Annotated in this window: 11 protein-coding genes; 5 read left to right on the top strand and 6 right to left on the bottom strand. The window is 70.2% G+C overall.

The window, feature by feature from the left end; all coding sequences use genetic code 11:
• Positions 1–118: 118 nt before the first annotated feature.
• Complete coding sequence (locus L1066_RS12815) at positions 119–1,072, bottom strand: alpha/beta fold hydrolase (protein WP_235736697.1); 954 nt, start codon at positions 1,070–1,072, stop codon at positions 119–121.
• Complete coding sequence (locus tag L1066_RS12820) at positions 1,069–1,329, bottom strand: hypothetical protein (RefSeq protein ID WP_235736698.1); 261 nt, start codon at positions 1,327–1,329, stop codon at positions 1,069–1,071. The genes L1066_RS12815 and L1066_RS12820 overlap by 4 nt, the downstream gene beginning before the upstream one ends.
• 124 nt (positions 1,330–1,453) lie before the next feature.
• On the opposite strand from L1066_RS12820, the gene L1066_RS12825 reads away from it, so the two are divergent.
• The gene (locus L1066_RS12825; RefSeq protein WP_235736699.1) at positions 1,454–3,004 is read left to right on the top strand and encodes an FMN-binding glutamate synthase family protein; all 1,551 of its coding nucleotides are present in this window, start codon (positions 1,454–1,456) and stop codon (positions 3,002–3,004) included.
• 2 nt (positions 3,005–3,006) lie between these two features.
• Here L1066_RS12825 and L1066_RS12830 read toward each other — a convergent pair whose 3' ends face one another.
• The 4 genes from L1066_RS12830 to L1066_RS12845 are packed head-to-tail and all read right to left on the bottom strand — an operon-like array spanning position 3,007 to position 5,330.
• Positions 3,007–3,285 (bottom strand): DUF4031 domain-containing protein, encoded by a 279-nt coding sequence (locus L1066_RS12830; protein WP_235736700.1) that lies wholly within the window; start codon positions 3,283–3,285, stop codon positions 3,007–3,009.
• A gap of 13 nt (positions 3,286–3,298) precedes the next feature.
• Positions 3,299–3,889 carry an HD domain-containing protein gene (locus L1066_RS12835; protein WP_235736701.1) on the bottom strand — a complete coding sequence of 197 codons (591 nt, stop codon included), beginning with the start codon at positions 3,887–3,889 and terminating at the stop codon, positions 3,299–3,301.
• Entirely contained in the window at positions 3,886–4,668 is a 783-nt protein-coding gene (locus tag L1066_RS27745) for a cytochrome P450 (RefSeq protein WP_235736702.1), read from the bottom strand. Before L1066_RS27745 ends, L1066_RS12835 begins: the two co-directional genes overlap by 4 nt.
• The gene (locus L1066_RS12845) at positions 4,578–5,330 is read right to left on the bottom strand and encodes a cytochrome P450 family protein (protein ID WP_235736703.1); all 753 of its coding nucleotides are present in this window, start codon (positions 5,328–5,330) and stop codon (positions 4,578–4,580) included. Before L1066_RS12845 ends, L1066_RS27745 begins: the two co-directional genes overlap by 91 nt.
• Positions 5,331–5,558: 228 nt before the next feature.
• Here L1066_RS12845 and L1066_RS12850 point away from each other — a divergent pair, with 228 nt between their 5' ends.
• The 4 genes from L1066_RS12850 to L1066_RS12865 all read left to right on the top strand — a co-directional run bounded on the left by L1066_RS12850 (position 5,559) and on the right by L1066_RS12865 (position 6,998).
• Positions 5,559–5,960 carry a hypothetical protein gene (locus L1066_RS12850; RefSeq protein ID WP_235736704.1) on the top strand — a complete coding sequence of 134 codons (402 nt, stop codon included), beginning with the start codon at positions 5,559–5,561 and terminating at the stop codon, positions 5,958–5,960.
• A 66-nt stretch (positions 5,961–6,026) separates the two neighbouring features.
• Positions 6,027–6,191, top strand: a complete 165-nt coding sequence (locus L1066_RS12855; RefSeq protein WP_235736705.1) for a hypothetical protein — start codon at positions 6,027–6,029, stop codon at positions 6,189–6,191.
• On the top strand, positions 6,188–6,376 hold the full coding sequence (locus L1066_RS12860) for a hypothetical protein (RefSeq protein ID WP_235736706.1): 189 nt from the start codon (positions 6,188–6,190) through the stop codon (positions 6,374–6,376). Before L1066_RS12855 ends, L1066_RS12860 begins: the two co-directional genes overlap by 4 nt.
• A 193-nt stretch (positions 6,377–6,569) precedes the next feature.
• Positions 6,570–6,998 carry a hypothetical protein gene (locus L1066_RS12865; protein WP_235736707.1) on the top strand — a complete coding sequence of 143 codons (429 nt, stop codon included), beginning with the start codon at positions 6,570–6,572 and terminating at the stop codon, positions 6,996–6,998.
• Positions 6,999–7,277: the final 279 nt, after the last annotated feature.

The raw sequence follows: 7,277 nt of genomic DNA on the forward strand, positions 1-7,277 counted from the left end.
GGCAGTGGTCTCGACACCCACGTGCAAGGTCTCGACAAGCTCGACCAACGGGGTAGGGCTCCACCGACGGGGTACAGGCTCGACCAGCGGGGGACGGGCTCGACGACGGGTGCGTGGCTCAGGGGGCCAGCGAGCGCGAGGCGCGTGACCCGTAGCGGCGCTGTGGGTTGACGCCGATGCCGCCCTCCTCGCCGCCCGGCTGCACCGGCGCCGGGTCCTCAGCGACGGGATCGTCACCGGAGTCGGAGGCCCACTCGTCGAGCCAGGCGTCCAGCGTCTTCCACATGGTGCTGCGGGAGGCGCGGCCGGTGAGCATGCCGAGGTGACCGCCGGGGACCACCTCGAAACGTACGTCGGGGGAGCCGGTCAGCAGCGGCACCAGGGCACGCACGCACTCCTTCGGAGCGATGCCGTCGGTGGCGCCGGCGAAGACCAGCACCGGCTTGTCGATGTCGGCCAACTCGATGTGGCGGTCGGCCATCGTGAAGGTGCCGCGGAGGAGTTCGTTGTCCTTCACGAAGCGGTGGTAGAGCTGGCCGAAGGTCCGGCCCGGATAGGCGATCATGTCGGCGGTGAAGGCGTCGACCGCCTCGATCTGCGCCAGGTAGTCGGTGTCATCCAGGTTCTGCAGCTTCACCAACGGCTTGGTCAGCAGCTTCTGCGCTGCCGTCAGCTGGAAGGCCCACCGCACCAAGGGCTTCGGCGCCCCACCCGCGGCCTGGTAGAGGCGGGTCACCGGGCCGTTGCCCGTCTTGCCACCCCACGCCCCGTCGGTCACCTTCAGCAAGGGCCGCAGCGGTGCGATCATCGGCACCTTCGCGGTGTCGAAGGGTGAGCCCACGACCGTCATCGAGGCGATGGGCAGGTCCTTGCCGTCGGCAGCGGCCAGCGTCATGAAGATCCCGCCGAGCGACCAGCCCACCAGATGCACCGGGCGCCCACCGGCATGGGCCGAGGTGGCCCGGATCGCCTCCGGCAGCACCTCCTCGATCCAGTGCTCCATGCCGAGTGCGCGATCGCGGAAGGAGACCTCGCCGTACTCCACCAGATAGGTACGTCGGTGCTCGCTCACCAGGTGCTCCACGAGGGAGCAGCCGCGCCGAAGGTCGAAGCAGCTGGCGGGCGCCGCCAGGGAGTGACCAGAAGGACGGGGTCGCCGGTCTCCTCGGCGGTGCCGGCCGGCCGGTAGTGGTAGAGCTGGCGCAGCAATCCCTCGTCGATGAGGGTGCGTGGCATCTTGCGCAGGTCGGCCACCCCGCCGTACAGCACCTTGTGGGCGACGTTGCCGGCAGCGGCGACCACCTGGTCCGGCTTCGGGAGGAGGTCCATGGGCGAAAGTTACCCGAGAGGAAGGCTCCGCGTCAGGGCCAATCGAGGGGTGGCCGGCCGGGCCGACTCCCCGAGGTCACGCCGAAGGTTGGGAAAAGCCAGCAGTGAGGGTAGGACTGGTCGGGTGAAGTGGAAGACGCTCGTGACAGCCGGGATCGCCGGGATCGGCTCCGTTGCCACCTATGACCTGCTCCAACGCAAGCACGCCATCCTCCGCAACTTCCCGGTGCTCGGTCACGGGCGCTACCTGCTGGAGCGGGTCGGACCGGAGCTGCGGCAATACATCGTCACCTCCAACGACGAGGAGCGGCCGTTCTCCCGCGACCAACGCAGCTGGGTCTATGCCAGCTCCAAGCTGGAGAACAACTACGTCGGCTTCGGCAGCGACAACGACGTGGAGAACCAGGTCGGCTACGTCATCTTCAAGCACCGCACCTTCGCGGAGTCGGACGCTGACACCCGTCCGCACGGCCACGAGGAGAGTGCGTCGATCCCCAGCGCCAAGGTGATGGGCAAGGCGCGCGACCGGCGCAAGGCCTTCCGCCCCGCCTCGGTCGTCAACATCTCCGCGATGAGCTTCGGGTCGCTCTCGGGCAACGCGATCGAGGCGCTCAACAAGGGTGCTGCCCAAGCCGACTGCATGCACAACACCGGCGAGGGCGGGCTCTCCCCGGCGCACCGGCAGGGCGGCGACCTCATCCAGCAGATCGGCACCGCCTACTTCGGCTGCCGCGACGCCCAGGGCCGCTTCGACCTCGACAGGCTGGTGGACCTGGTGGCCTCGGCGCCGGTGAAGATGATCGAGATCAAGCTCTCCCAAGGGGCGAAACCCGGTCTGGGTGGCATGCTCCCGGCGGCCAAGGTGACGTCGGAGATCGCTGAGATCCGCGGCATCCCGGTGGGAGAGGACTGTGCCAGCCCGGCCCGCCACACCGCCTTCCACGACGTCGACTCGATGCTCGACTTCGTCGAGATGGTCGCCGACGCGACAGGCCTGCCCGTCGGCATCAAGTCAGCAGTCGGTGACCTCACCTTCTGGGACCACCTGGTGGAGCAGATGGCCAAGGGAGACCGCGGCGTCGACTTCGTCAACGTCGACGGCGGCGAGGGCGGCACGGGCGCCGCGCCGCTGGTGTTCAGCGACCATGTGGCGCAGCCGTTCCGGATCGGTTTCAGCCAGGTCTATCGCCGTTTCGCCGCGGCGGGGCTGACCGACGACGTCACCTTCATCGGCGCCGGCAAGCTCGGCCTGCCCGACAACGCACTGGTCGCCTTCGCCCTCGGCGCCGACATGGTCAACGTGGCCCGGGAGGCGATGCTCAGCGTGGGCTGCATCCAGGCTCAGAAGTGTCACACTGACCGCTGCCCAACCGGTGTCGCCACCCAGAATCCCCGCTTCTCCCGCGGCCTCGACCCGCGTGACAAGGCGGAGCGGGCGGCCAACTACGTCACCTCGCTGCGCCGCGACCTGCTCAAGGTCTCCCATGCCATCGGCGTTGCGCACCCGGGACTGGTCACCACCGACGACATCGACCTGGTCACCGGCACCCGCAAGGTGGAGCACCTGGCCGACGTCTACAGCTATCAAGCCGGGTGGGGCATCCTCGGGGCAGCGGTGGCGAAGGAGATCCGCGAGCTGATGCTGCCGCAGGAGCACGAGCAGCCCCAGCCCTGAACTCAGCCAGCTGAAGGCGTACGTCGCAACTTGCGGCGGCGCAGCCCGGCCGCGGTGAGGGCGGCGACGATGTCGCGCGAACGCACCGGCCGGGCACCGGCAGCGACGATCGCCTGCCAGTGCTCCTCGGGCACGTCGTAGTGGTCGCCGTCGAAGCCCCGCTCCGGGATGCCGACGCTCCTTGCGAAGGCGTGCAGTTCCTCGAAGGAGGTGTCGGAGGCGAGATGGGCCCACAGGCGTCCCCGCCAAGGGACGTTGGGGGAGTCGATCAGCAGGGCCACGGGCTCGATCCTGTCACGGGGTGCTGGTGCCCGCGGTCCGGTCGAGTGCGACGAGTTCCCGGGCCAGGTTGGCCCGGGCCGGGAGCTCCCAACGCTCCTGCGCCTCCGAGGTGTGGAAGAGGGTCGGCTTGGCCAGCAGGTCACGCAGGATGACGGCCCGCCCCCGAGCGAAGTCGGGGTCGGGCACCGCGGCGTACTCGGCACGTACGCCCGCGACGTACTCCCGGTAACGCTCGGGACCGGCGGCGAGGATCGCGAGGTCGGCGTCGACGAGGAGCAGGCCGCGGCGGTCGTCGGGAGCCGGACGGTGGTGGGCGGTGAGCCTGACCAGGCGGGCGACCTCGGCGACATCGACGCCGCTGCCCTCGAGGAGCCGCTCGGCGAGCTGGGCCGAGCGCTCCTCGCATTCGGGAGCGTCGTCGTAGACCGCGTCGTGGAACCAGGCGGCCAACAGCAGCTCGGGATCGTCACCGGCGCCGAGCTCGGTGAGGTGGCCAAGCACCTCGCAGAGGTGGGTGAGGTCGTGGTAGCCGCGCCCTGTCGACCAACGCTGGACGAGGTCGTCGCGCAGGCCGGTGTCGGGCAGGGGCCAGGGCAGGTTCATCGCGGGCCGCCGCTGAGGTCGGGGACGGGCAGCCAGCCGTCGGGCGGTTGCGGGGTGCCGGGGGTGAAGCGGATCGGGAAGCGAGTCGGGCCGGTGTTTCCGGAGACGGGGAGCCACTCGCCGGGGCCGTCCGGTACGGCGTCGGGCATCCGGTGGGCGAGGAGCGGCAGGGCGACGGCCATGTCGGTGCGGGCGACGAAGTGGCCCAAGCAGTGGTGGACCCCGGCTCCGAACCCGAGGTGCGGTGTGTTGAGCGTGGTGATGTCGAAGCCGGGTCGCGCCATCGCCAGGGGATCGGTGCCCGCGGCGTGGGAGAGCACCTGGACGATGCCGCCCTTCGGGACGTGGAGGCCGAAGAGGTCGAGGTCCTCTCGAGCCTCGCGGGTCACCCAGGTGACCGTCGGGTTGACCCGCATCACCTCCTCGACCGCCTGCGCGCCCAGGTCCGGGCGTTGCCCGAGCAGGCGCCACTGTCCCGGGTGCGCGAGCAGGGTCTGCAGCGCCAGCCCGAGCTGGTTGCGGGTGGTCTCCATGCCGGCGAAGGCGAGGAAGACGAGCGCGACGCCCAGCTCGTGGCGGCTCAGCTTCTGCTCACCTTCATGGGCCCGCACCAGCGTGGTGACGAGGTCGTCGCGCGGATGCGCCATGCGATCGGCGACCACCTCATCGAGGTAGGCGTGCAGACCGGTCAACGCAGCCTCGATGCGCGGCACGTGGTCGGCCACGTCGATGGCGAAGCTGCGGCCCAGGTCGTCGGCCCAACGCGCGACCTGCTCCACTCCTCCTCGGCAAGGCCGAGGAGGACGCAGATGATCCGGGAGGCATAGGGCTCGGCGAACTCGGAGACGAACTCGACCCGTCCGCGGCCGACGAAGCCGTCGATCAACTCGTTGGCCAGGGCCTGGAAACGGGGCCTCATCGCCGCGATCGTCCGGCTGCGGAAGGCAGGCGTGAGCAGGCGGCGGATCCGGGAGTGGTCGTCGCCCTCGAGGCTGAGCAGCGTCTCCTGCCACCAGTCGGAGAAGAGGCCCGAGTGAATGCCGTTCTGTGCCGGCCAGCGGGCGTTGCCCTGCTGGAAGCGACGATCCTTGAGGACGGCAGCGGCCTCTGCATGGCGCAGCACCGCCCACCCGAGGTTGGTCTCGACGACCCAGTCCTGCTCCCGCGCCTCGTGCACGGCCGACGCGGTGGTGTCGAAACCCGGATCGCTCAGGTCGAAGGCCATGGAGGCAGGGTAGCCGCGAGCGTTGAACCACTCCGGCATACTCGCCACCATGGGTGAACGGCGTGGGCCACTGGGGCTCGACTGGGTGGCGGTGATCGGCTCCGCCCTCGCCGCCGTGTCCTCGGCGGTCATCCTCTCCACCCTCGGCGCCAGCGGGACCATCATCGGAGCGGCCGTCGGCAGCATCGTCGCCACGGTGTCGTCGGCGATGTACACCCGCGGCCTCCAGACCTCCAAGGAGAAGGTGGGGGTCGTCTTCCAGTCCGGCGGCGTCAGCGAGGTCACCCGTGACGAGGCCGAACGCCTCGAGGCCTCGGGCGAGCTCGCCGATCGTGACGTGAGCGACGCGGTACTGGGGGCCCGTGGTGACGAGCAGGCGCAGGCCGAGGAGCGACGTACGCTCGCGGAGCGGTTCCGGGCGGTCAACTGGAGGGTGGTCGCGCCGTGGACCATCGGCACGTTCGTGGTGGTGATGGCCGCGATCACGGCGTTCGAGCTGATCGGTGGCAAGCCGGTCTCCTCGTTGACCGGGGAAGCGACGGCACGGGCACGTCGATCAGCCGCGTCGTCGACCGTGACAACGGCCGCGACGACGACCGGAGGAAGCCGTCGGAGGATCCTTCGGAGTCGGGGACGACGACCGAGCAGCCCGGCGACGATCCGACCGGTCCGAGCGAGACGCCCAGCGAGACGCCGACCGAGACACCCACCGACACCCCGACCGAGGAACCGTCGGAGACCCCGAGCGGTTTCGGCGATCCGAGCGAGGGGCCCACGGAGGCCCCGACGTCCCAGGCCCCGGCTCCGAACCAGCAGCCCGGGGAGTCCCTCGCCTCCACCCGCTGACCGCGACATCGCGCGCAGCGGCCCACCTCCGCCGGAGCAAGTCGGGCGAAGTGGGAGGATGGCGGCATGAGCCACCCCGCGAAGCCCGTGAAGCGGCGCCGGCACCTGATGGACATGGACGCCCCGCCGAAGGTCGCCCAGCGGGACCCGATGTCGCTGGGGCAGGTGCAGAAGTGGGTCATGTCCGTGCTCGCGGTCTCCACGATCCTGCACCTCGCCGGGGGCTGGTGATCTTCGCCATCTCGTTCGACGACTCCCACCAGAGTTCACGTGTCGGGCTGCTCGTCATCGCCGGATTCTTCGGGATCCTCGCCGTGATGGCCGGCCGGCTGATCCACGGTGTCTCTCCGGTGACGCCGTGGGTGGTCCTGGGCCTGATCCCGATGGCGCTCGGCTTCTGGTGGATCTACCGCTGACCTGAGATCGCTCCGGCCGCTCCCCGGGTGAGCGGGCCGTTCTCCTGTGTCGTTCCTGTGGGTTGTCGGTGACGTCCACAGGCAGTTCCGGCGGTCGTTTCGCTCGCGCCAGCGAAGACGAGGCTGTGGGCCAGGAGAGTCGTGTGGACCCGGTGGTACGTCGCTGGGGCGGCTCGCGGGCGGAGGTTGCGAGATGGGCGGCGGCATTGAGGTCTCCTCGGCAGAGGTCATCCGGAAGGGCCAGGTGGTGGTCACCACGGCCTGCCGGATCGACGGACTCGAGCTGGCGGGGCACCTGAATCGGGTCGGTGATGCGTTGCCGGGGAGCCTGGCGTCGCTGGCGGTCCGGCGTCTGGCGACGACGTGGACGCAGTCCACGGCCACGTGGTCGGAGGCCGTACGCACCCACGGCGGCGCCCTGTTGACCAGCGGGGCCGACCACGAGGCCACGGAGGTGGCCGTCAAGCGGGCGCTGCAGGAGGGCGCACCCTATGACGCCGACCGCCGGACCCTTGCAGCAGCGCGGTGTCTGGCGATGACCACTGTCGGCGAGGTGCTCGCCTGGCAACCGGCGCTGCTCGATGACCTGGCGAGCCAGTCAGCTGGTCGCCCATCGGCGTGACCTGGTCAGTCTGGGCGGTGACCTCGAGGCAGGGCGGCCACCGTCAGAGCTGGACGGGCGACGATGCCGTGGCGGCGGCGCTGCACCCACCGGGTTCTCGCCAACCGGCTCAACGACCTCGTCGCCGGGTATACGCGTAGGCCAAGCGGCAGGCGCGGGCGCTGGCGTGCGTCCGCCGGCGACGGCACCGACGTTGCGGTGGCGGACGCCGTCACGTCAGGAAGCACGGGCCCATAAGTTCACGTCGGCGGCACGAAAACGCGAAAGCGTTTCACGATA

It is taken from the genome of Nocardioides alcanivorans (assembly GCF_021555175.1).
GTDB lineage: Bacteria > Actinomycetota > Actinomycetes > Propionibacteriales > Nocardioidaceae > Nocardioides > Nocardioides alcanivorans.